This window comes from Sphingopyxis sp. (assembly GCF_036675685.1).
Classification (GTDB): Bacteria; Pseudomonadota; Alphaproteobacteria; order Sphingomonadales; family Sphingomonadaceae; genus Sphingopyxis.
In genome coordinates, this window is sequence record NZ_JAKFEM010000011.1 from 102956 (window position 1) to 126676 (window position 23721).

Below are 23721 nucleotides of genomic sequence, written 5' to 3' on the forward strand. Positions count from 1 at the left end.
GGCGGCGCTCACTTGCCCGCCTCCGTCCCGAAGCTGCCGCGCCCCTCGCGAAACGCCTCGGCGACCTTCAGCGTGAACCATTCGAAGCGCTCGCGCCCTTGCGCGCGCGCGACATCATCGCCCTCGGCGACGGGCGGAACCGACGCCAGCAGGTAGCGCACGAGAAGCGCGAGAATTTCGATCTCGATCTGGCTGTTGCGCTCGACGCGCGCGAGCGCGCGGCTGACCCGGTCGAGCCGGGCGCCGAAGCGCAACTGAAGCTCGTCGGCACCCTTGCGCACAAGCCAGGCGTCGAGCGCCTCGGCCATGATCGATGACATGGTGACCCCGGGCTTTCTGGCGAGCGCCGCCAACCGCTCGCTGAGGCCGCGGCTCATGTAAAGCTGGTGGCGGACTTGCCCGCCGCGCGGCTGGCCGCTCCGCGCGCTCACAGCCCGAGATCCAGTTGCTCGCCCTTGTGGCTGGCGGCCTCGTCGAGCGCGTGGCCGATCAGCACCGGCGCGAGCGCGCGCGACCGGTCCATCAACTTCTTGTCGGCCGCAGGATCGATGTCGTCGTCGATGCCGAGCGGATTAGACGGACGCTCGGGCGCCGATGGCGGCGTGACGATGTCGGCCAGTTGCGGCTCGCGCGCCTGCTGTGCACCGCCGTCGTCGACGATCACGCCATCGTTTGAGTTGTCGTCTGCGGCCGACGCGGGCATGACCTCCGCCGCTATGCCAGTCCAGTCGTTCGGACGCGGCTCTGGACTATCGGCATAACTTTGACTGCCAAGCTGCGGAGGGCCACCGAGGCGCGCTTTGAAATTCGTGTCTTCATAGTAGCGCAGTTTCTTCGCGCGGATCGGCGCGAGACCGGCAACGAGGACCAGTTCGTCGGTCGGCGGAAGCTGCATCACCTCGCCGGGTGTCAGCAGCGCTCGCGCGGTTTCCTGCCGGCTGACCATGACGTGCGCGAGCCAGGGCGCCAGCCGGTGCCCGGCATAGTTGCGCATCGCGCGCTGTTCGGTCGCGGTGCCGAGCGCGTCCGAAATACGTCTCGCCGTTCGCTCGTCGTTTGTCGCGAATGCGACGCGGACGTGGCAGTTGTCGAGGATCGCGTTATTCTCGCCATAGGCCTTCGAAATCTGATTCAGCGACTGGGCGATCAGGAAGGCGCGGATGCCGTAGCCGGCCATGAACGCCAGCGCGGTTTCGAAGAAATCGAGCCGCCCGAGTGCCGGGAATTCGTCGAGCATCAGGAGCAATTCATGGCGTCGGACCGTCGACGTGCGATCATCGAGCTTCTCGGTGAGACGGCGCCCGATCTGGTTGAGGATCAGGCGGACGAGTGGTTTGGTGCGCGAAATGTCCGAGGGCGGGATGACCAGATAGAGCGACAGCGGGCGCTTCGCGGAAACGAGATCGGCAATGCGCCAGTCGCAGCCGGACGTCACCGCCGCGACGGTGGGATCGCGGTAAAGTCCGAGGAAGGACATGGCGGTCGACAGGACGCCCGAACGTTCATTCTCGCTCTTGTTGAGCAGCTCGCGTGCTGCCGACGCGACGACGGGATGAACCTTGGGATTCTCGGTCGTCCCCAGATGGTTGGTGCGCATCATCGCCACGAGGGTCGAAGCGAAGCTGCGCGACGGGTCCGAAAGGAAGGTTGCGACGCGCGCGAGCGTCTTCTCCTTCTCGGCATAGAGGATGTGGAGGATCGCGCCGACGAGCAACGAGTGCGACGTTTTTTCCCAGTGGTTTCGACGCTCAAGCGCCCCTTCCGGGTCGACCAATATATCGGCGATATTCTGCACGTCGCGTACCTCGTGCGCGCCGCGACGTACTTCGAGCAACGGATTGTACCGTGCCGAACGCACGTCGGTCGGGTCGAAATAGAGGCAATGCGAGAAGCGCGATCGCCAAGCCGACGTCAGCTGCCAGTTCTCCCCTTTGATGTCATGGACGACAGCCGAACCCGTCCAGCTAAGCAATGTCGGGACGACGAGTCCGACGCCCTTACCGCTCCGTGTGGGTGCGAAGGCCATGACATGTTCCGGCCCCGCATGGCGCAGATAGCGGCCACCGAGCGCACCCAGGAAAACGCCAGCATCGCCGCGAAGGCCAGCGGCATCGATCTCGCGGTCCTTCGCCCAGCGCGCCGAACCATAGGTCGTGACCTGGCCCTTTTGCCGCGCGCGCCAGAGCGAACCGCCGATTGCGGCGCCGCAGCCGATGAAGCCGCTCGTCGCCGCCAGTCCGCCTGCCTTGTCGAAGACATGCGGCGCATAGGCGTCGAAACTATACCACCAAAGGAAGAGGTCCCACGGCCGATACAGCGGCAGCCCCCCAAAACGCGCCAATGGCTGCCCCAACTCGGGCTGATAGCCAAGCATAGCCGCGGCCCATTGAGTAGCTGACCACACACCAAGGATCACGATCGCAAAGACGATCAGAATCTGTCCAACAAGCAATTTGGTCGGGGTCATGCGATGGCTCCCGCCCGAACGAATGCGTTCGAGCCCTAGCCATGAATTTCCGATCTATTGGCTTTAAGTTACAGGGCCGTTCTGGGGCTCCTGAGGACAGTTCTGGGGCTACTACGGTCAGAGACCGCTACGGGATATGCGCTTGAGCGCGCCCCCGGGGGCGATTGCGTGTTGTGCGATCAAGCCGACCTAGCCGCCGAGTCGGAACATCGCCTTGCACGCAGAGCGGCGCGTGTGGTTCGAAAACGTCCCTTGTATTACAATCTTGGCGCCAACGTCATCCCGTCTTACATTCAGATCGCCGAAGCTTGTGGAGATGGGTATGACGATTTTCAACGTGCGGCTGTCGCATGAGGACGAGACGGGGCTTTCTGCGGCTGCGAAGACGTCGGGCCGGAGCAAATCGGAGATCGCGCGCGATGCGATCTCTGCCCATCTGCAAAAGATGGGCGATGACGAGAAGCGGTGGGAAACGCTTCACGACGACTGGAGCGAATATGGAGCCGCGGTGCTCGATGCCTATGGCGCGCTCGTCGGCGCACAGGTTGCCAAGCTGGACGCTCTTAGGAGGGCGTTCGAGACGCGCCTGGTAGAAATCGAGGACATGGACTGGGAAAAGGCGATCGAGCCGGTCTATGAGATATTTCGCAAAAAGGTGATCGCGAAGTCGCGTTCGTATAGCCCGAACCCGTACATAGGGGGTCGAGATATCAAGCAGCCCGACGTGGTTGCCGCGATTGGGTTTGCGGCAGACGATGTGCATGATTTCAAGCTTCCGCTTGAGCAAGTCTTCTATGATTATTGCGGTTCCGCAGGCTGGGAGGCTTTCGACGAAATTCCGGCGATTTATGCGCGCGCGAGGGCACGGCTAGAGGCGAACAAGAAAAAATGATCCATGGCCCCTGCGATTTTGGGATTCGTATGGAGAAAGCGATGGCTACGCTTGGCCGTTGCACGAACCGCTCCGCGGATTGGTGCTAGCCTCGATGTAAAGCGGCCGAGCGAGCGCCGCACCTGATTGAACGTGGGCTGCCGCAGGTGGACCCTCTCGACTCCTTCACCTGAGGAGTCGAACGATGAACGAGCTTATCCAGATTGGCCCGATCAGCCCGCTGCGCCAGCGCCTGATCGACGACATGACCATGCGCCGCTTCTCGAAGGAGACGCAGCGTAATTATCTTCGCGATGTGGGGCGGTTCGCGACCTGGCTCGGACGCTCGCCGCACACCGCAGGCGCCGAGGACATTCGGCGGTTCCAGATCGAGCAGCAGCAGGCGGGCGTCCCGGCGCCGACCATGAACAGCATCGTCGGCGCGCTGAGGTTCTTCTTCACGCACACGCTCGACCGCCCCGACCTCGCGCGCAAGCTCGTCCGCACCAGGCAGGTACGCAAGATCCCGGTCGTGCTGACGATGGCCGAGGTAAAGCGCCTGCTCGATGCGACCCGCAGCCTCAAGCACCAGGCTGCGCTGTCGGTCGCCTATGGCGCGGGCCTACGCGTCGCCGAGGTGTCGGCGCTCAAGGTCAGCGATATCGACAGCAAGCGCATGCTGCTTCGGATCGAGCGCGGCAAAGGCGGGCGCTACCGCAACGCCATGCTTCCCGAAGGCCTGCTCCTGCTCCTGCGCGACTGGTGGCGCGCTGGGCGGCAACAGGGCATCCTTGTCCCCGACGGCTGGCTCTTTCCCGGACAGAGCGCCGCGGCGCCGATCAGCACGCGGCAGCTCTACCGCGTCGTCGTCGAAGCCGCGGAGGCGGCGGACATCGACAAGCGCGTCGGACCGCATACCCTGCGCCACAGCTTCGCCACCCACCTGCTTGAGGACGGTGTCGATATCCGCGTCATCCAGGCGCTGCTCGGTCACGCCAAGCTGGGCACCACCGCCTTTTACACCCAGGTGGCGACCAAGACGGTGCGGTCGATCGTCAGTCCGCTCGACAGGCTCGCGCTCGCATCGCCCAGCGAGGAAGCGCCCGACGGCTGAGGCCGATGCGCGCCTCACTCGAGGTCGCCGACGTCTTCCGCGCTGCCGGGCCAACCTACCGCGCCGCCCATGCCGGGCATCTCAGCCTGCACCAGCTCAAGATCATGTCGGCGATCGAGCATTGCCGCACCGCCGCGCTCGGTGGTCATGTCGAGGCCTGTACCGACTGCGGGCACTGGCGGATCGCCTATAACAGCTGCCGCAACCGGCACTGCCCCAGGTGCCAGGGCGCCGCCGCGCGCAGCTGGCTCGAAGCGCGCGAGGCCGACCTGCTCCCGGTCGGTTACTTCCATGTCGTGTTCACCCTGCCTGCCGAGGTCGCCGCCATCGCCTTCCACAACAAGGCGCTGGTCTACGATCTGCTGTTCAAGGCCGCCGCCGATACGATGCTGACCATCGCCGCCGACCCGAAGCACCTCGGCGCCCGGATCGGCATCACCGCCGTCCTCCACACCTGGGGCTCGGCGCTGACCCACCATCCCCACATCCACATGATCGTGCCCGGCGGCGGCCTATCGCGCGATGGAACACGCTGGATATCCGCGCGCCCCGCCTTCCTGCTCCCGGTCCGCGTGCTCGGCGCCCTGTTCCGCCGGCTGTTCCTCACCCGCCTTCGCGCCCTCCATGACCGCGGGCAGCTCGCCTTCTTCGGCACCATGTCGCAGCTTGCCGAGCGGCGCGCGTTCCTGCGGCACCTCTCACCCGTCAGGAAGAAGCGCTGGGTCGTCTACGCCAAGCCGCCGTTCGCTGGCCCTGAGGCGGTGCTCGCTTATCTCTCCCGCTACACCCACCGGGTCGCCATATCGAACAGTCGGCTCCTCCGGTTCGACGAGGAAGGCGTCACCTTCCGCTACAAGGATTACCGCAAGGCCGGCGCCGGACGGCAGCAGGTCATGACCCTCGCCGCCGACGAGTTCATCCGCCGCTTTCTTCTCCACGCCCTGCCGCGCGGGTTCCACCGCATCCGCCACTATGGCCTTCTCGCCAGCGCACACCGCAAGGATCATCTCGAACGCGCCCGCCGCCTGCTCGATGTCGCACCTCCGCCGACCGACGAGCCCGTCGTCGATGCAGGGCCCGGGCCAACCTGCCCGTGCTGCGGCGGTACCATGATCATCATCGAGGTCTTCGAGCGCCGCTACCAGCCCCGCGCGCCGCCCCAGCTTGCGGTCTCATCCGGGGCACCTGCGCCGTGACCCGGCACGGCCTGGCACCGACACGATCCAGCGCACACCCGCGCCTGGAAGCGGACCCGCTCAAGCCGACGCTGCCCAAAAGCAGACATCACACCACCAAAATCAGCCCGTCTGCTTTTGCATGTCCGCTTTTGCGACCCATATCCAGACGGTCCGATACGCGCACGTCTGCTTTTGGGCAGCGCCTGGCTATCCCAACATCAGCGCAAAACAGCTTTCCCCATAGCTCGCACCATGACCACCGCGGTTCGGGCATCGAAGACTTTCCGACGCCTGGCGGCGTCCGAAACTCTCAACGAGCGGTGACGGTCCGCTTCCGAGCGGGAATGGGGAAAAGCAGTCGCTATCAGGTCACTCCAACATACAGAACTGCACAATCCATCCCATCCAGCCACCGTGGCTGATCGGCGGCACCTTGGCACCGTTGCTCTCTATGTATCGCGCTCTTCGCCGCGCGCCAGCGGGCCAACAGTGATAATGTCACAGTGCGCGAACATAGTCCTCGACAGCACGAAGCATGCTCGAAAAGCCTTTGCCTTGAGAGTAGACAAGCGGCCGATCGCCACGATGAGCGCGAATAAAGTCTGTTGCCGCATGCTTTGCCGACAACCACGTCATCACGAAAAGATCGCTGTTTTCTGCCAGCGCGCGGAGCCGAGCGCTACCGCCGTGATCGGCGTTAATGTCAACCGTCACGGTCGGGCTAATTTCTTCCAACGCCGCTTTGGCCTGACGGCTCGAGGATTCGGTCAGGGAATAGATGGCGATGCGCATACCAGCCAGCCGGCTTGCTAGGCCATCGTCCGCCGGCACGACATCGGACGCCGGTGAGGCGGGCAGTGCCCAGCCTAGCTCGCTCGCCAAGAGTGTGACGGCGATGCGCTGCAGGCGAGACAAGCGCCCGATAATCGGCGCGATTCTAGCAAGAATGCGATGCAGGAATTGCTCGCGCGCGGCCGCGTCGGGGGACGCGGCATTCATGAAGCTTTCGACGAGGTCCAGCACCCAATAGACCATGTCGACGCCAAAGCCCTCCCCCGCGATCTCGTCGGTGTCGGCGATCAGGTCGCGATAGGCCTTCTGGTCGAGCCCGGCGGCAAGCAGCGCCTCGGCCAGAACCTGGCTCGATTCATAAATAGTTGCGCCGCGCGCGCTGCCGAGCGCGAACAGGGTCAGCAACCCGCCGTAGACCGGCGATAGCGCAGCCCTGGGAAAGCCTTCGTCGCGCTGCAGCCAGGCAACCAGATAGGGCAAGGCTTGGGTCGTTCGCTCGGCGGCAAGCGGATCGCCCTGGACCTTTTCGAGCGCTGCCACGAGGGCACTAACCGCGACCGGATCAGCGGCCGATGTTCCAATCGCCCATTCATCCTTGCCGCGCCGCGCGACCTCCAGAGCGTCGGCAAACGCCGGATCGGTAGCACGCTCAAGCCACGCAACCCATGAGGTCGGAGGCGCGATGCTGGCAAGATCGTCGGTCGCTTGTACGATCGGCCGGAACGGCATTGTTTCGCGCAGTAGCGCCAATTCGTCTGGGCTGAGACGCGCCATCGCAGCCATGGCGTCCGCAAGCAGATCGATGCTGTCGACCGCCTCGGCTTGGATCAGCGCGTCGCGCGCCGCGTCGATCGGTGCCGCAACCTCCACCTCGGGTGGCGCGTCTGGCGCCTGAGCCGGAAGATAATCGGTGATCCAGCCGAGGTCTGGATCACGGTCCGCAATCGCGGCGCGCAGGTCATCACGGCCGGGATCGTCGAGGATCTCCAAACCAAGCAATCGCCACCCACCTGACCGCAACGCGAGAGGCGGCGTGGTAATCCGCATCGACTGAACGAAGCTCTGGACCTTCTGGGCGTACGTCGCGCGTGTGTCGGCGACATTTCCCGCGTCGAACAGGCCGGCGATGAGCGTCCGATACAACGCCTCCAGGAGAATCGTGGTAATCGCCGGCGTTCGGCGCGCGACGCAAAGACTGGGAAATTCAGGGAGGGCGACGATCGCCGCCCAATCGTCGAATGCCGCGAACAGTTGAACTTCGAGAAATTTTACGTTGAGCGCATCGAGACGGAGTTCGGTGCGGAGTCGATCGAGGATCGCGGCTGCCGCATCGCGGCGCCCGACGTTGAGATAGTCCTGGAACCGCGCCAGCAGCCAAGAGGTCGGAACCGGGGCCGAGCGCTGCAGTTCGGGGGCGCGTGCCAAGGTGTCACGGGCGCGCAAAACGGCCCGTAATGCGGCGAGGCGCCCGCGCTCGTCGGCTGGCAAGCGCATGATTGCGGTGACCGCGGGCGCGGCCTGTTGCAGGCGGGCGCCCACCGGATCGGTCGCCGCGAACGGCTCCGGCAGGCCATCGAAGCCAGTGAGGGTCGGTCCGGCAAACGCCAGCAGGACAGGCTTGAGCCGCCGCCAGTCCGACATGGTCGGTGCCGCGACGTCGATCTGCATCGATCCACCGTTATCGATGACCGGAACCAGCGCACCGGGAAATAGCTCGGAGATCACCGATCGCGTCACGTCCACGCACAGCGCCGCGATGTCCGCGCTCGCGCCGGTGCATGGCTGAAGCGCGGTCACATCCGCGAGCAAGGCCCGCGCGGCCTGGAGGTCTGCGCCGATCATGCCATCAGGCCTTCCCAGCGTGTTTCGAGCTCGATCGACTGCTCGGCAACCGCTGCCGGGTCGGTCCGCAGCACGAGATGTTCGCCGTTTATCGAGATGCCGTTGAGCGTGAGATTCATCGAACCACTCAGGAAATAATCGGCACCGAGCAGCCCCTTGGCGTGGAAGCTCTTCTCGACGATCCACTTGATCTGGTCGCCATAGCGCGCCTTGAGATTCTGGAGCCGGGCGATGAAATAGTCATTGTGCCCATCGGCGCGGATCACCAACCGGATCGCGACGCCGCGCGCGAGCAGGGCGCGCAGGACTTGGGATAAGCGGATCGGCGCGGCAGGCCAGTCAGGCTCGAGCGCTGCGAACTCGCGCGCCGAATTGTCGATGATCTCGACGTCGCTGATCCATGCAAAGAATAGCCACAGCTTGGGGCTGGGATGGATGAGTTCGGCGACGAATAGGCTTTGGAACAGGTCGCGCACCGCGCGCGACTGCGCTGGGCCATGAAGATCGCGTGAGGGATACAGCATCAGACCTGCTCCCTCAGCGTCAACGTGGTGAAGATTCTGCCGTCCGCGCGCTCGACGCGTTCTATGGCGGGGAAGAATTGCAGCACACCGACGCTGACGGGCGTCGCCGAGAGCCGGACGAGCGCAGCGCGAAACAGTCGTGCCTCACCGCCATCGGCGACAAGCCGCGCCGTGCCCTGGCCTTCGAAGGCGGTCGCAAGTTGCGTTTCCCAATCGACATCGCTGAACGCGATGGTCGCGATAGTTCGGCTTAGTAGGAGATGGCGGACAACGGCGGGATCGGTCGAACGGGTCTGGCGGAACGGATTAAAGGACTGGAGTACGCGCTGGCGCACTTCATTGGCACGCGGCCAGAGCAAGCTGGTGATCGCCGACAGGATTGTCACATGACCGATCGCCGCCGCGGGCAGCGTCGCGACTAGGAACGCACGAACGGCGGTTGCCAGCGTGGCGTCGCGACTTGCGATATAAGCATATTCGCGCAAGCCGATAGCGATGCCGAACCGGTTCTGGGTCACGTCCCAATGGGTTTGAAGATCGAGCAGCAACCTGTCGAGTTGGGGGCCCGAGCCGGCACGTAACAGGCGATTGTTGAGCGAAACCGAAAGCGCATGGCTGAGATCGATGCCGCCGCGCTGCGCGAGCGTGTGCGAGAGCGTTCGCCACAAGATCGCGCGCTCGCTGTGCGAGTTCGTCGCCCGAAGCAGCGCGACCTGGTCACTAATCGCGGCATCGCCGATGCTGAGTGTCAGGATTTCGCGCAAGCTGCCATCGACGAGTTCGAGATCGCTAGGCGCCAGCGCCGCGTCGATCGCAGAGAAGAACAGGCGAGGTTCAGAAGCAAAGCGGTCGGCGAAAGCTTCGAGGACGCCGGCGCCGCCAAGCGTCGTTTCGCTGATCCAAACGCTTGCAATATCGGATGTGGCATCGTCGCGAATGTCGACGAGAAGCGTGTCAACCGTAGCCTGTCGCGGCGCCGCGGCGATGCACGCCTGCAGCATTGCCTCGCCGAGTGTTTCGAGGATCAGCCGGCGAAGCCAAGCGCTGAACATCGCGGGATCGACCGTAACCAGTTGCGCGGCAAGCGCGCGCAGTCGGTCCCGGATGATCGGACGGCCGAGTTGCAGGAGAAGTGCCTGCTGCAAACGCCCTCCTCCGCCCGCCCCACCGGCGCCGGCCGGATGCCCGCCATTTCCGCCTGTACCGTCGTCGGCGCCATCATCGTCGGCATCGCCATCTTGTGTGTCGTCGCTATCCGGCGGCGTTGGGGGCATCGCGCCGAACGCCTCGTCCATGACGGTGCGGAACACCCCTTCGATCCTGTCGTCGTCGAGGAGATCGGCGATCGTCTCGGCAAGCGGCCGATCATTGGCCGCGGCATCGGCAAGCAGCGCTGACAAGAGGAACTGGACCAGCCATTCGCGCTGAAACTGGTTGAGATCGTCGGGTAACTCGGTGTCGAGCCGGATCAGGTCGCGGATATAGGCGAGCTTGCTGGCCGCTAGGACATCGGGCGGCAAGCGGTCGCCATTCAGCATTTCGGCATGCGGCAATGCCAGATCGAGCCTGAACCCATCAACTTCGAGTTCGAATCCGACCGCGGCGGGCCGATCGTCATCGCTGGTGAAAGTCAGCGTGACGGGAAAATCGTCCTGGAGTGTCCGAACATTCGCTTGCGCAGTCCCGGCGAAGCGCCGGACACTAACGCTCGAGCGGAACCGGTGCAGATGGAAATCGATCGCGCGAACATGGTGGCGCCACTCCGACCGTGTCGGCACCGGCACGCCGAGCGCATCGCCATTGACGACGATGTCGGATTGCCAGACGAGGCGGGCATTGCTGCTTGGCAGCGCTTCGGTCCGGGCGGCGCGTTCGAGGCCGACGGTCCAAGGTCGAAAGACCAGCAACGGCGGTCCGCCGACGTGGTCGTTGAGGCTGCCGGTGAAGCTGCCGACAAATTCATGTTCGAGCGCGTAGTCGCTGATCCGGCGGGCCTGCTCCGGAAATGCGGGGTCGACCGGGATCCAGTGTGACAGCGCGCCGCGCTCATGCGCAAAACGGCGGGTGACTCGCCCCGGCACGAATTGATTGAGTGCCTGGAGGATTGGCATCTGTTCGACCCGCTCCTCGTGATTGACGGTGGCGGGCGGGATGATGACCCGCACTTCGGGCAGGCTTAGGTCGCTGAACAGATTGCGTGGGACGAAGTCGGGCAGCGGGTGGTGGTCGACCTGCAGATCGAGCGTCGCGCCCGCAGTCGGGATGGCCAATTGCCAGTTGCGGAACAGTCGACGCACCAGCGTCGGCACCGCCTCGAGCAACAGCGAGCGGGGCGCTTCCCACAGCAATGTCTCGGCCATCTCACGGTCGATCCCAAGCGCGCCCATGAGGTAGGCTCGCAGGTCGTCGATGGTTGCAGCGTCGCCTTGCACCAACTGGGTCAGCTTGGCGCGGGTGCGATCGAGGACCGCGCGCTCGGCGGGACTTGCTTGCGGCAACGGACGGCTGAGGAGGTTCCACTGCCAGCCTTTTTCATAACCGGCGGTGATCGCCGCCAGCCAGTCGAACAGCGCGAACACCGCCTGGATCTTCATCACATAGGGATTGCGGATCGGGAGATATTGCGGATCGAGCGATGGGTCGAAGAGATGTTCGAACGCCTGGTAGAATGCGCGGTCGCGACCATAGTCCGACAGGACGGTTAGCGTGATCGGGCGCATCGCACGGTCACGGCCGGCGCGTCCCTTGCGCTGCAGGAACGACGCCATGCCGCGCGGCGCCTTGTGTTGGATGACGGCACCGACCAGCGGGTCGTTAAATCCGACCTCGAGTGCGGCGGTCGCTACAACGATATTGGCCGATTGGTTTACGCCGGCGTCCTGTGACGTGGTGCGCCCCACTACCAGCCGACGGTCGAGCGGATGCCCGATATCCTCGCAGATCCGCCACCGCTGGCCTTCGACATCGCGCACCGCGGCGTCAGGCCCGGCGCGGCGAATATTTGCCAGCGGCATCCGGGCCGCATCAGGCCGGCCGAAAATCGTGAAAGCTTCGGCATCGCGCAGATCGTCATAGAGGCGATTGGTGACATCGAGGTCGTCGGTGAACAGGAAGGCGCGGCGGCCAAAGACACCTGATGTGTTCGTCCCCCCGGGCGGATCGAGCAATCGGGGCAACAGCATCGAGGTCTGGATCGTCGTCGAGAGCAATGATGCACGCGACGCCGGGTCGCCGCGCAGCAGGATTTGATATTCGGCACCTTGCTCTTCGAACTCTTCGAGTGTCGGCGTGATCTCAACCACGTCATCCAGGTCCGCGCCGGTCAGGTCAGAGAAGAAGCGCGCGGCATCCCCAAGCGTGGCGGAGAGACCGACCCAAGAGATCGGCGCTGCCAGCAAATGCCGCCATCGCCGCAAGGTCAGTGCGGCTTGCGCGCCGGTTCCGCCTTCATAGGTGTGGACCTCGTCGAGCAGAGCAAGCAACGGCTTGCGCGCCGCCGGAAGTCCCACGCCGAACAGGCCGCGCATCCAGTGATCGGACAGGCGCTGATTGAGGATCTCGGTCGTCGTGAACAGGATATCGGGCGGCGTGCGCTGCAATCTTGTCCGTGTCAGCATGATCTGGTCTTCGCCGATCGCCTGCCCGCAACCCGGCTGGACACAGGCCAGCCGCTCGGTACCGGCCGCGATATCGACGCCCCGCCATACGAGTTCGCTGTCGCAGCGTGGGCAACGTATCCAGGGACAGACGAAGTCCTCCCCGCGCCGGACCCAGTTCTTGTCGGTCAATTCCTGACGGGTGGCACGGGTCGGTGTCTTCCCGAACAGAGCACCGATGATGAGTGGTCGGCGCCCGTGTCCGGCGAGCGTCTGGTCGATCGTGCGCGCCATCCGAAACGCTTCGGCGAACTGGTCCTTGAGCAGTTCGATCCGCGGGTAAATGGCGATGGCCTTGACCCAGTGATCGGCACCGATGGCTTCGCCGATCCGGATCATTCCGGGCAGGTAGAAAGCAATGGTCTTGCCGCTGCCAGTGCCTGCGGTAACGATGGTGCCAGCATCGTCGGTGGCCGCCGACAGACGTAGCGCGGCACGTTCCTGAAAGCCTGCCAGTTTCATGCCGTCGCGCGCGGTCAGCGCCCGCCACAAATCCTGACGCAGTTGCGACCCGCCCAGCACCGATTCGTGTTCGGCGAGAATATCGGCGGGCAGTCGCTGCCGCTTGGGAAAGCGCCGCGGCCGGCAGTCGACCCGGAAGTCGGCGACGAGCGACGGCGCGCCCTGCCAGGGCTTGTTAGGGAAGAGCTGCCGGTTGGCGGCCAGCAGCCGCATCATTTCAGCGAAGCGTGACCGGATCCGAACGTCGCCGCCGACGCTTGCCATCTCGAAGATCAGCTTCGCGTCGATCAATTCCTCGACGAGATCCTGCCCGTCGGTGCTGCTGCCCCCAGCCGCCTCGCAGACCTGATCGCCGAGATCGAAGGCTTCGGCCTCGCTCAGCGAGCCGTCGGTGAACCCCCATTCGAGGGAGCGCATCTCAATGGCTTCGATGCGGTCGAGAACCGCGAGGGCGTGGTTGGACACGGGCATGATCGTGCCTACCTCAGCTTGATGCGGAACGCGCCGAGCAAGTTGCGGCTTTCGAGCCACGTCTGCACTTCGGACGTATAGGCGCTTAAAAGGGCATCGCTATTGGCTGCGGCGCGAATGAAGGCGACGACGCTCGTCGGGATGTCCGACGCCGCCAGTGTGCTCCAGGCCGCTTCGTGCTGGGTGAGGAGGCTATCGAGGCTGGCGATGGCCGCCTTTGGGTCCGGCGGAAGGCTGGCGCCAAACCCTGCCACTTCGCCCCGAATCTGCCGTATCTTGGTAACGCTCACCCGAAACTGCGGCACCTGGCCGAGCGCGCTCAGCACGTCATCGGCGCCAAAGGCGGCGCGCTTGTCGACATAGGCTCTCCATGCAGCGCTCGCGGCCTTGTGCCCTGCACTGGCGATACCGTTCAGCCGATCGGTGAAGGCGTGCTTGATGTCGAACGGCGGGTCGTTGACCTTCGCCGGGTCTTCCTTGATCGCCTCGCGCAATGTCCGCGCCTTGTCGGCATAGCCCAGGCCATCGCTTGGCTCGAAGTCGACCACGACACCGGCGTCGGCAAGGGCGCTCAGCGTCTCGCGGAGTCCCGCCATAAGTTGCGATGCGGATTCGAACTGCTTTGCGCGCGTGCCGAACTGCTCGGCCTCGGCGGCGCTGTTCTTGAGCTTCTGATAGGTGTTGATCTTGGTTGCGAGCGTAGCGGCGCGGTCAAGCAGCATCGGCTTGCTCCCCGTCGGTCGTCGCCATGGCGGTCAGGTTGGCTTCGATCGCGGTAAGCGAAGCATCGATCTGATCGAGGCTCGCCGCTACGGCACCATGCTTGGCGTCAAGACTCTGACTATTGGCGCCGATATTGTCATCGACGGTATCAAGAAAGGCTTGCGCTGCGGCCACCAGACCGGATCCCGCATCGACCGCGCCGCGTCGGCCACGACCGAAATGCGGTAGAGCAGCGACAGCATCGCCTTCGCCGGCGAGGGCGCGTGCGGCAGACAGTGAGTCATCGAAATACACTGTCTTGAAGCGCTCGAGCGCGTCGGCCAAACCCCGTCCAGTGTTGCTGGTGCCGATTCCGGCGTCGGCGACGGCCTGCCGTGCGGCATCGAGCGCAGTCACGATAGCGGCGCGCGTTGCGGTCGCACCGAACGCGGTTTCCATCGCCTCGAGCCATGACTTGCGCATCGCCATTTCCGATCCTGCCGCCGTGGGTAGAGCGTCCCTGACGTCGCGATAGAGTTTGGCAGGTTCTTGCGTATCACCATCGGGGGGTTGCAGGCGCAACTGCCATTTGGCCTGACGAAACTCGCGGATTGGCCCGAGGATGCGGCCTGGGTTGAGCATCGCGCCGGCGCGGCCGCCCTTCATGCTCGACATTTGGGATTGCGCGATCCCGACCAGCTTTTCGCGTTGCCGCGTCAGTTTGTCGTACAGCGACTTCATCTCGGGCGCCGTGCTCGCGCACTCGCTTGCCCATTGTGCGCTAAACGCTGCGTCGATCATGTCGGCGATCTTCGCATCGGGCTTGATCTTGCCGCCGATCGCTGCGCCGACACACAGCAACTCGACCGCTGCGGCAGCCTGGTTCCACTGCGGCGTCGGCTGACAGATGTCGTGCAATTGCGCCTCGACGTCCTTTGCCCAGATCTCGACGCAATCGAGGAAAGCAGCAAGCATCTTTTCGCCATCGGGAAACTCCCAGCGGAACTGGTCTTTGCTTGCGCGTAAAACACCTTGAAGGGCGGTAGCGGCGATCTCGGGTTGAACGAGTTTGCCCGGGATGACGACTTTGACAAGCATATGGCCAGCCACCTGCGTGGTCTGACGATCAAAACTAATACTCGTGCGGAAGAAGGGTTTGCCAGTCGACCCGACGAAATTCGACTTGGCTAGTCCGAGCATGTCCCAGTCTATTGCATTTGAGACGGCAGAGAAGACCAACCGTCGGAGCTTATCAGCGACGGTTTGTTCCAAGCCCTGTCCACCGAGCCACTGCTCGATCAACAAATCTTCCTTGCTGGCAGTGTTCCGCTGCGGTGCCTCTGCCGTGGGAGCATCGATTGTTGGCTCAATTGGCTTTGCCGCATCTGCGCCGGGAATCTCTGGAACCTCGAAGGCTGCACGCAGGCGTTCGTCGAGATTGGCGATTGTGCCGGTGCCGTCATAAAGTTCGAGAAATGCTGCCCAGCGCTCGTAGTTCTGTGGATTGCGGTTTTTCAGTTCGGCTTGCGCAACGGGAAGAAGCATAGTGATGCCGCCGAGTTTTTCGAGCAGCTTGGATGGCGGAAACGCGCCGGTCGCGATCGCGGGGCCGAAATTGTCGAGTACCTCGACCAGAAGGTCGTTTTGCAGGATGCGCGGGTTGAGACGCTCCGGCATCGAGTCCTTGTCGGCCCGAGACGCTGCAATCCACAACGCTTTTGGCGTGAATGGGTAGAGCCCGTAACCATCGACCTCGCCAAAGGTCGCATGGCACTCACTCTGGAGTGCGCAGGTCTCGCATTTCGAGCGCGGATTTTCGCCCGGCACTGCAGTCTCACTCCACTGCTCGATGCCATCACGTCCTAGGCGAACCGCGTTGAGATAGCGGGACGTGAACTGACTGAGCGATTCTTGCGTGACCTTGCGCCCCTCCGCGCGGCCAGCGGAGCGGTCCATATCGACGACGTGAGTCGTGCGCATATAGGCGGTCTCGGCCACGCTCTGGAAGAAGCCCGTGGTGACAGCGATCGCCGTCCGCATCTTGCATTGGCGCTCATCGCCTTGGGAAGTGATCGCCTGCAACAGCGCCCGGTCGATACCCTGCAAGCGCGCGAACTCCTCGACCAGCAGGACCAGTTCCTGCCCTTGCGTCTTCAGATAGCTGCGCAACCGCGCCATCAGTTCTTCGACGCGGTCGCCGGAAAAGCTGAGCGTCCGCGCCACCGCTCGATCGAGATTACGATTGATGATCCGGACCGCGAGCGGAAGATTGACGGTCCGATCGCATTCGATGGCTTCAATCGCCTTGCGCGCAAGACGCGATGCGTGCACGAAATCCATGCCGCCGAGTGGCAGATCTCCCTCTACAAAGATGCGGCGTTGATCGGGACGATCCTTGGCATTGGACGGTGCGAAGATGTGATCGACGATCTCGGCGATGACCGTGTCGTCGCCTAGGAAATGCGCTTCGCGCATATGAGGATCCTGGAACAGGTTCGGGAGCGTGCTCACCAACTCCTGTTCGAATTCGTCGGCGTCGTTCGGCAGGACCTCCTCGCGGATCGCTTGTGCCAGGTCGTTGAGCAATTGCTGCTTCTGGTCCGCCCGGGTCTGGGTCCCGTCACCCGCCGACTGGAGCGTCTCGAGGAAACCCGCCTGCTGGTCGGCAGGCAATTCGGCGATGATCATCTTGACGATGTTCCGCAGCGAAGTGCCCGACTTGCGCACGACCAGGACCACTCGGTCCTTGCTTGGCTTGATGTTGAGCCGCATCCAGTGAACCAGATGCGACTTACCCGAGCCGGTCTCGCCGAGGATCGCAGCCAGCGCATGCGGCCGGTCCTCGCGCAGAAAGTCCGCCAGAAATGCGGGTGGCGTCATGTCTGCCCACGAGGCTTCACCGATTTCCTGGAACGACTTTCCGACCTGCGGGCTGACCTTGAGATCCCAATCGCTGTGGACGGCGCGGAACAGGCTATCGCTGATATGCTCGGCGAACGGATTGATCACTTGGCGAACGGCGCCGGGATCCCAGCAAAGGAAATTGCGCATCATGCGGCTTCCCGCAGCGCGATGCGGCTGACACGACCTTCACGCGGCCCGAAGTCGAGAATGCGACCCGGCGCGTCGGCAACAGTCGCCATGGTCAGGCGCTGGCGATCCACGAGTCGCTGTAGCGCTAAGCTGGTCGTGATCGACAGGCGCTTGTCGGCGTCTGCCTGAGGGGTGAGCCGCATGGCTTCATATTCCTGACGAACGCTGCCCATTTCGAAGACCGGAAAGATCGCTGCCAACCGCGTCATAAATTGCTCGATCGGCAGGTCGTTGCCTTCGGCAAAGATGGCTGGAAGTGCGCTTTCAATCGCCTTGATGGGATCGGGGATCACTCGGCGAGAAGCGGCATCCTCGGCATCGCTGCCGCCGCCGACGATGGTGGCAAACCCAAGATAACGCGCCCAGTACAGGAAGTTTTGGTAGCGATTGAGCGAGGTCAGTTCGGTCTTTGAGGCGTGGTCGCCGATCTGCGCTTTCAGACTATTTTGCGGGGCCTCCGAGAAATTCATCGGGCGTAGCGGGCTGGAACTCAGGAACCAGGAAAGCGCAACCATGAAACCGGCCTGTTGGGCTTCAGAGGCACGGGTCGGATCGAACAAGGTGCGCCGCATGAACGCGAGGAAAAACGCCTCGCTACCCATTCCCTTCTTGCCACCGCCGCGCGCATCGGCTGTAAGACGCAGCTTGTCCTCAACCTCTTCGACCAAACCTATCCGCCGCGCTTCAAGAAGTGTGTTGCTAAACAGCGTCGTGGTCGACTCTCCATCATCATCAGCGCCCCGACCGCTGAGCGAAGGCGGTGTCGCCCAGGCCTCGAGCCGGTCTTTGACCTCGCCGTTCTCACTGTCGAACAAGGCGGCATAGATCGCGAACAACCGACTCGGAACAGCTTGGGCAGTTGTGACAATACTCATTGTGCTACCCTTGCATTAAATTCGTCGAGCGTCAGCGTCCGACCGCCAAAAACATCCTTCAATCTGCGTCCATCCGGTGCCGGCTGATCGAGCGGCGCGAGGAAGATGCGAGGATTGTCGGCGCGCGGGGCGAGATTCTGTGGCTCCAGTGTTTGCCGGTCGCCGACCATGACAAGTTCGGGACCGCGCGGGAGCCGCGACAAGGCCAGCGATGACAGATCACTGACGAAGAATGCCGTTTTTTCGGCAAATTTCAGCACGCGGGCCATGTCGAAAGGCTGCGGCCCAAGCGTGATCAGCTTGGCGAGCCGTGCTTGCGCCAGGCGTTGCAATGTGTCGCCGAGCCGGCGTGAAGCGTTGCGGGCCAAGTCGCTTGGCTCGTAGCTGACTAGCAGGCGGAGATCGCGATCGAACAGATTGGCGACGAGCGGGTCGAGCGGCTCGGTCCAGGGGCCGCGCGGTTCGCCGACAGCCACGCTGTTGAGGCGGCAGGTCTCGTCGGCACGGCACTTGCTGCAGCGGCTACACGTCCGTCCAACCCGGTTCGCGCCGTACAGGTCTTCGAGAATCGCGGCCGGACAGCGATCGTTGCGCAGATAGTCGCGCATGAGGTCGAGATTGCGTTTGGCCGCAAGCCAGCCGACCCGGCGCACGGGCTCTACCAGCGACTGCCACAAGGCTAGTTCGAGATGGTGATCGTCAATGATCTCGATCTCAAGCCAGTCGCCCTCTTGCTCGATCCGCGGATAGGGCGTGCCGAGCAGCCGCAATATGCCGGCTCGCGCCATCAAGGCGACGGTGCGTAGGTTCCAGTCGGTATTGGCATCGCCGAACATGTCGATGTCGCGCTCGTCGGTTCCGGGGCGTCCATCGATCCGCACAGCGAACCGTCCGTGTCCAAGACTGGTCTTGCGAGCGAACATCGCAGACCAGCGATGATAGCCACGATCGATGCTAATGACCTGCTGCGCATTGATGCGCTCGGCAATCCCAACGTCCTTGCCCGTCGGTACGATCAGCGACAGCGCGGCCTTGCCGTCACGCCCGCCGCGGCCGACCTCCTGATAGAAGCGGTCGAGCGTTTCAGGCACACAGGCGTGGATGACGCTGCGGGCATGGCCATAGTCAATGCCAAGCCCGAACGCCGATGTTCCAACGACGATATCGAGCGCTCCGTCGCGCCACTGACCGACGATGTCTTCACGCTCGGCGCGCCCGGTATCGCCATGGAGTTTGCGCACCCGGCGGAAGCCTGCCTCGATGAGCCGCGCATGCCATGCGTTGGCGGCATCCACTTCGGTGACGTAGAGCACGGCTGGTCGGGGCACGTGATGAAGCGCCTCGAGGACTTGGGCGATACGGCTCGCCTCGTCGGTCGATGGCGCGATCCAATAGTCTAGTTCAGGCCGTAACTGGACCGCCGCCAGGCTCTCAAAATTGCGCTCGGCACCAAATAGCGAGCGCAGCGTCTCGAGCGAGGAATCGGTGAGTGTCGCCGACAGCATGATCGTCCGCAGCGCCTGGCCGGCCGGCGCTGCTGACAGAAGTTCGCGCCGCAGTCCGCTCAGTTCCTGGAACTCGGTGCGGAAACCTGTGCCCCATTGATCGACGAGATGGGCCTCGTCGATCACCATGGCCCGCAACAGCCCCGCCTCGGCCGCGCGCCGCAAGGGATCGCGCAAACGGCCGCAAGCGGCTTCGGGCGACGCGAAGCACAGGCCTTGAGTGCCATCCGCGATGCGCTCGGCGATGATATTGTTCTGGACGTCGTTGCCGCCCTGGAAGGCGAGCGGCGACGACAGGCCGCAGACTTTGACCGCTTCCTGCTCGTGATTGACGCCGAGCGCGACCGTCGGGACGATCACCAAGGTGACGCCGCGGTTTTCCGCTTGGTCGGCCCCAACGAACCCGACGGTCTGGACCAACTGGAAAATCATGCTTTTGCCCTCGCCGGTCGGCAGCGCGACGACGAGGCTTCCGCCGGCGGGGGTCGAGAGCGCGGCCCGCACGGCGGCGCGCTGCCCGCGACTGCGATAAGAGGTGCGACCGACCGCGCCGAGCAAGGGATCGCCTTCGCAGCCAGCGTTGTTGAACTCGCGTCGAGTGGCCTCGGATGCGGCAAAAGTTTCGACGCCGTCGGCAGGATCTGTGAGCCATGCTGGTGTCCAAGGCTGAAGAGTTACCAGCCTCGCTTCGCCGGCGGCCGTGCTGCGGAGCCCGACCGCATCCCAAGCGGCGAACCCGTCGAAGCGCGGGTGCGACACCAGCACGGCGGGCGTCACCATCGCGCCGCGCCGGACATGCTCATGGGTCATCGCTTGGCGCAACAGAACAGCGAGATCGAGGCCACTTGCCAAACGGGCGGGGTCGACGAGCGCCTTGCGCAACCGCTCGATCGCCGGCGACTCGGCTTGCCAGTCGACCCCGCTATCGGTGCGATCGAGCAGATGGCTCAGTGCGACAAAGGCGTCATGACCGTCATGTTCAGCCATGCGAGGACCTCGCGCGTGTCCCGCCGAGGATGAAACACCCCATGGCGTCGAGCCGGATCGCGGGCGATGCAATGCTGGGGAGGATCGATTCTATGAGCGCGATATCGTCGCGCGCCATCGTGTCGCCGGCCGATTGGCGGCGCTGGAGGCGGTTCCGGCGCCGCTGCAGATCGCTCGCTGCAAGCGTCGTGGCCGCTGTGATCGCGTCGATTACGGAGGGTTGCTCGGACAAAGTCTGGCGCGCGCCGTCCCGCACGCGGCGGCAGACCGCAGGAAACGCCGCCGGATCGATATAGTCGGCGAGGATATGTGGCCGGCTACCGAGATTGAGGTCCGCGCTTGGGCCTTTGACATGCCCATTATAGGGTTTCGACAGGACGGCGAGCAGTGCCGGATCGGTGACCGCATCGCCATTGATGTCGATGAACAGGATCTGCTCGGTCTGCGCAAAATAACGCTGCGCACGGCGGGATGCGGCAAGTTCGGCGCGCGACGGCGCGAGCAGATCGGCCATCTCGAGGCTGGGCTCGATGGTGAAGCAAAGCTTGAACCCGATCCAAGCGTCGCCCTGCCAGTCCGCGACCGGGCGATAAGTGACGAACGCCGTCCCGCGATCGTCCCAGCGCGTGAAACGCGCGAGCACATCGATGAGCGGCGTGCCTGGCCGCAGCAGGGTCACGGCGGTCCGGCGTGTCGCAATCCGCCGCTTCCAGCTCAGCGGCTGGCTATCGTCGAGTTCGAGTTGTTGTTGCCACGGCAAGCGCGGGATCAAGGTTTGCTTGGTGATGCCGAGCTTGAACGGGTCTTCCTCGGGCCACGTAAACGGCCGTTTTTTGAGCTGGAGCGTACCGATCAGCCACTGGTCGACACCGGCCTCGAGCGCGGCCTCGTCGGCTTCGGCGTCGTCCAAAGACTGGATGAAGGCTTCGACGGGCTCCTCCGCCAGTGCGATCCGGTCGAGCGCATATTGCTCGTCCTGCGACTTGCGTTCTTCGGCGATCTGGCTCCGGATCTCCTCGGCCAGCACGACCAGGGCATCGGGCCCGGTGATCAGCAAGGCGTCGAGCGCGCGCGTCTCGAAATCCTCAAGCAGAAATTGCACATCGCTGATCGAGCGGTGGAAGATCGACAGGCCGTCCGCGAGCAGGGTCTGCCACGCGGAGAAGGCGCTTTCGTCTTCGTCAGAGGGAAGCAGGATTCGGTGACGGATGATCCCCTGGCGCCGGCCGTAGCGGTCGAGGCGCCCGATACGCTGTTCGATCCGAGCCGCGCTGAGTGGCAAATCGAGATGCACGATCGCATCGGCGAAGCTGAGATTGAGGCCTTCTTCGGCGGTCCGGTCGACGATGAGCACCGCGGCGTCGGGAGCGTTTGCGAACGCCGCGACGCCTTCTTCGTCGTCATCCACTGCCTCGCCGCCCTCGATAAGCAGCAGACAGGGCGTGTCGCCGAGCGCGTCTTCGAGCGCTTCGTGAAAAGCCGCCGCCAGCGCAGTCGCGGTGGCAAACACCACGATCTTGGGATGATCGACGTCAGCCCGCAAAGTCTTGATCAGGCGCCGCACGCTTTCGACCATCGTCTCGATGCGGTCGGCATCATCATAGTCTTCGGCTTGCTCGCGGAGCGCGCCGAGGATTTCGGTTTCGCCTGCAAAAATCGGGGCGACGCCGGCCAGCCAGGCGCGCAGTGCGTCGGCGCCTTCGGACACCGCGCCAAGAAGGTCGCGATAGCGGGCAGCAAGCGGCGTTGACCCGGCATCACCATCGACCAAAGAGTCCACCGCGGCCGACCGCCAGTCCTCGATCGTGCCAAGTAGCACCGCCAAGTCGTCGCTCGGATCACCTTCGGTGCGGACGTGAGCCATAGCGCCACCATCGGGACCGCGGGGCCGGAACTCCCAGCCCTGGGCGTCTGCGCGACGCGAGCGGATCAGGCGCTGGTGGATGCGATAGCTGTCGGCGACATGCTCCTTGAGCGCGCCACATAAGGTGACGAGCCGTTCGGGGGCTTCGCGGGTGGCATCGATCAACTGTGGCGCCAGATCCTGGACAACTGTGTCGTCGGGAAAGCTGCGGACAAGTTCCGCACCGCGCTGGCGCAGTACGATCCCTGAGGCATCGGGGTCGAGGCTGAGGAGTAAGCGGCCGATCGCGCGGCGCTGCTCGAGCTTCAGGCGGAACCCGTCGAGGTCATCAAGCGGGTGGGTCAGCGGATCGAGCAGGTTAAGCAGTGCCAGGAAGCGGGCTTCTTCGCCAAGCGGCGGTGTGGCGGAGAGCAGGAGCAACACTGGCACGTCGCGGGCGAGGTCCTGCAGCCGTGCCGCCGACGCGGCAAGAGGTCCGCCCTCAAGGCCGACCAGATGATGAGCCTCATCGACGACCAGAACGTCGGGGCTTCGCGTAACGCGCGCAATCTCCGCATGCGAGCAGCATTCGAACGGCTCGCCAAACTGATCGAGGCGGAGCTTTTCGGAGAGCTCGCGCCGCCATTGTTCGCACAGCGCCGATGGGGTCGCGACCAGTACTTCTGTTTCGGGGTTATCGATCAAATGCTGACGGATAATCAGACCGGCCTCTATGGTTTTGCCGAGACCGACCTCGTCGGCGAGCAGATAGCGCTGGATCGGATCGCTCAGCACGCGGCGAACCGCGGCGACCTGATGCGGCACGAAGTCGATCCCGGCCGAGAGCAGCGACGTCAGCCCCTGAGCCGCACTGGTGAGGGTTCGAAGCGGCGTCAGCGCCGCCTGGCGGCGGTCGTGGAGATATTGGCTTTCCGCGCCGCCGGCGGCCAGCATTTCAGCGGGATCCTCTGGCGCGTTCCACGGCCGGACGAACAAGTCGATCTCGCTGAAATCCTTTTGCTTCCCGTTGGGGAAGCGGACTTCATAAGTGACAAGGCCATTTTCCTGCTGGAGATAGTCGCTGATGCGGCCGACCCGCATACGCTCGTCGTCGAGAACATAGGCCCGGGTCTGCGGGCTTAAATAGGCACGGACGACCGCCCCTACCTCGCACTCGATATCTTCGCTGCGCTGGATCGAGTGGAAGATCGAGACGACACAGCGGCCCTCGGCCGCAGAATGCAGCTTCCCGACGCCCTTTTGCCCGGGCAATTCGACGAGCATTCCCCTGAACAGGCTCGTTTCCCCCAATGGGCGATTCCCCACAATCGCACCGTTA

13 protein-coding genes are annotated in these 23721 nt (G+C 64.0%); 3 read left to right on the top strand and 10 right to left on the bottom strand.

What is annotated here, in order from left to right; genetic code table 11:
• Window positions 1-8: 8 nt before the first annotated feature.
• Together V6M50_RS05975 and V6M50_RS05980 are read right to left on the bottom strand one after the other, a co-directional pair.
• Complete coding sequence (locus V6M50_RS05975) at window positions 9-431, bottom strand: CopG family transcriptional regulator (RefSeq protein ID WP_332817640.1); 423 nt, start codon at window positions 429-431, stop codon at window positions 9-11.
• Complete coding sequence (locus V6M50_RS05980; RefSeq protein ID WP_332817641.1) at window positions 428-2467, bottom strand: conjugal transfer protein TraG; 2040 nt, start codon at window positions 2465-2467, stop codon at window positions 428-430. The genes V6M50_RS05975 and V6M50_RS05980 overlap by 4 nt, the downstream gene beginning before the upstream one ends.
• 322 nt (window positions 2468-2789) lie before the next feature.
• Between V6M50_RS05980 and V6M50_RS05985 the strand changes: the two genes are divergently transcribed.
• The 3 genes from V6M50_RS05985 to V6M50_RS05995 all read left to right on the top strand — a co-directional run bounded on the left by V6M50_RS05985 (window position 2790) and on the right by V6M50_RS05995 (window position 5648).
• Complete coding sequence (locus V6M50_RS05985) at window positions 2790-3359, top strand: TraY domain-containing protein (RefSeq protein WP_332817642.1); 570 nt, start codon at window positions 2790-2792, stop codon at window positions 3357-3359.
• A 184-nt stretch (window positions 3360-3543) separates the two neighbouring features.
• Entirely contained in the window at window positions 3544-4452 is a 909-nt protein-coding gene (locus V6M50_RS05990; RefSeq protein WP_263587997.1) for a tyrosine-type recombinase/integrase, read from the top strand.
• Between the two features lie 5 nt (window positions 4453-4457).
• On the top strand, window positions 4458-5648 hold the full coding sequence (locus tag V6M50_RS05995) for an IS91 family transposase (RefSeq protein WP_263587998.1): 1191 nt from the start codon (window positions 4458-4460) through the stop codon (window positions 5646-5648).
• A 480-nt stretch (window positions 5649-6128) separates the two neighbouring features.
• Here the strand turns inward: V6M50_RS05995 and dpdD are convergent, their stop codons facing one another.
• From dpdD to dpdE, 8 genes are read right to left on the bottom strand one after another with little or no spacing between them, the layout of a single operon-like run.
• The gene (gene dpdD, locus V6M50_RS06000) at window positions 6129-8264 is read right to left on the bottom strand and encodes a protein DpdD (RefSeq protein ID WP_332817643.1); all 2136 of its coding nucleotides are present in this window, start codon (window positions 8262-8264) and stop codon (window positions 6129-6131) included.
• The gene (gene dpdK, locus V6M50_RS06005) at window positions 8261-8788 is read right to left on the bottom strand and encodes a phospholipase D-like domain-containing protein DpdK (RefSeq protein ID WP_332817644.1); all 528 of its coding nucleotides are present in this window, start codon (window positions 8786-8788) and stop codon (window positions 8261-8263) included. Before dpdK ends, dpdD begins: the two co-directional genes overlap by 4 nt.
• The gene (dpdJ, locus tag V6M50_RS06010) at window positions 8788-13377 is read right to left on the bottom strand and encodes a protein DpdJ (protein ID WP_332817645.1); all 4590 of its coding nucleotides are present in this window, start codon (window positions 13375-13377) and stop codon (window positions 8788-8790) included. The genes dpdK and dpdJ overlap by 1 nt, the downstream gene beginning before the upstream one ends.
• Before the next feature lie 8 nt (window positions 13378-13385).
• Window positions 13386-14099, bottom strand: a complete 714-nt coding sequence (locus V6M50_RS06015) for a hypothetical protein (RefSeq protein ID WP_332817646.1) — start codon at window positions 14097-14099, stop codon at window positions 13386-13388.
• Entirely contained in the window at window positions 14089-17133 is a 3045-nt protein-coding gene (gene dpdH, locus V6M50_RS06020; RefSeq protein ID WP_332817647.1) for a protein DpdH, read from the bottom strand. The genes V6M50_RS06015 and dpdH overlap by 11 nt, the downstream gene beginning before the upstream one ends.
• The gene (dpdG, locus tag V6M50_RS06025; protein ID WP_332817648.1) at window positions 17130-18047 is read right to left on the bottom strand and encodes a protein DpdG; all 918 of its coding nucleotides are present in this window, start codon (window positions 18045-18047) and stop codon (window positions 17130-17132) included. Before dpdG ends, dpdH begins: the two co-directional genes overlap by 4 nt.
• Window positions 18044-20539, bottom strand: coding sequence for a protein DpdF (gene dpdF, locus V6M50_RS06030; RefSeq protein WP_332817649.1), 2496 nt, complete (start codon window positions 20537-20539; stop codon window positions 18044-18046). Before dpdF ends, dpdG begins: the two co-directional genes overlap by 4 nt.
• The gene (gene dpdE / locus V6M50_RS06035; RefSeq protein ID WP_332817650.1) at window positions 20532-23666 is read right to left on the bottom strand and encodes a protein DpdE; all 3135 of its coding nucleotides are present in this window, start codon (window positions 23664-23666) and stop codon (window positions 20532-20534) included. Before dpdE ends, dpdF begins: the two co-directional genes overlap by 8 nt.
• Window positions 23667-23721: the final 55 nt, after the last annotated feature.

What these genes read in the sequence shown, in the direction of transcription:
- V6M50_RS05980 (WP_332817641.1), bottom strand. Translation starts at nt 2,467, where the DNA reads ATGACCCCGACCAAATTGCTTGTTGGACAGATTCTGATCGTCTTTGCG.
- V6M50_RS05985 (WP_332817642.1), top strand. Translation starts at nt 2,790, where the DNA reads ATGACGATTTTCAACGTGCGGCTGTCGCATGAGGACGAGACGGGGCTT.
- V6M50_RS05990 (WP_263587997.1), top strand. Translation starts at nt 3,544, where the DNA reads ATGAACGAGCTTATCCAGATTGGCCCGATCAGCCCGCTGCGCCAGCGC.
- V6M50_RS05995 (WP_263587998.1), top strand. Translation starts at nt 4,458, where the DNA reads ATGCGCGCCTCACTCGAGGTCGCCGACGTCTTCCGCGCTGCCGGGCCA.
- dpdD (WP_332817643.1), bottom strand. Translation starts at nt 8,264, where the DNA reads ATGATCGGCGCAGACCTCCAGGCCGCGCGGGCCTTGCTCGCGGATGTG.
- dpdK (WP_332817644.1), bottom strand. Translation starts at nt 8,788, where the DNA reads ATGCTGTATCCCTCACGCGATCTTCATGGCCCAGCGCAGTCGCGCGCG.
- dpdJ (WP_332817645.1), bottom strand. Translation starts at nt 13,377, where the DNA reads ATGCCCGTGTCCAACCACGCCCTCGCGGTTCTCGACCGCATCGAAGCC.
- V6M50_RS06015 (WP_332817646.1), bottom strand. Translation starts at nt 14,099, where the DNA reads ATGCTGCTTGACCGCGCCGCTACGCTCGCAACCAAGATCAACACCTAT.
- dpdH (WP_332817647.1), bottom strand. Translation starts at nt 17,133, where the DNA reads ATGATGCGCAATTTCCTTTGCTGGGATCCCGGCGCCGTTCGCCAAGTG.
- dpdG (WP_332817648.1), bottom strand. Translation starts at nt 18,047, where the DNA reads ATGAGTATTGTCACAACTGCCCAAGCTGTTCCGAGTCGGTTGTTCGCG.
- dpdF (WP_332817649.1), bottom strand. Translation starts at nt 20,539, where the DNA reads ATGGCTGAACATGACGGTCATGACGCCTTTGTCGCACTGAGCCATCTG.
- dpdE (WP_332817650.1), bottom strand. Translation starts at nt 23,666, where the DNA reads ATGCTCGTCGAATTGCCCGGGCAAAAGGGCGTCGGGAAGCTGCATTCT.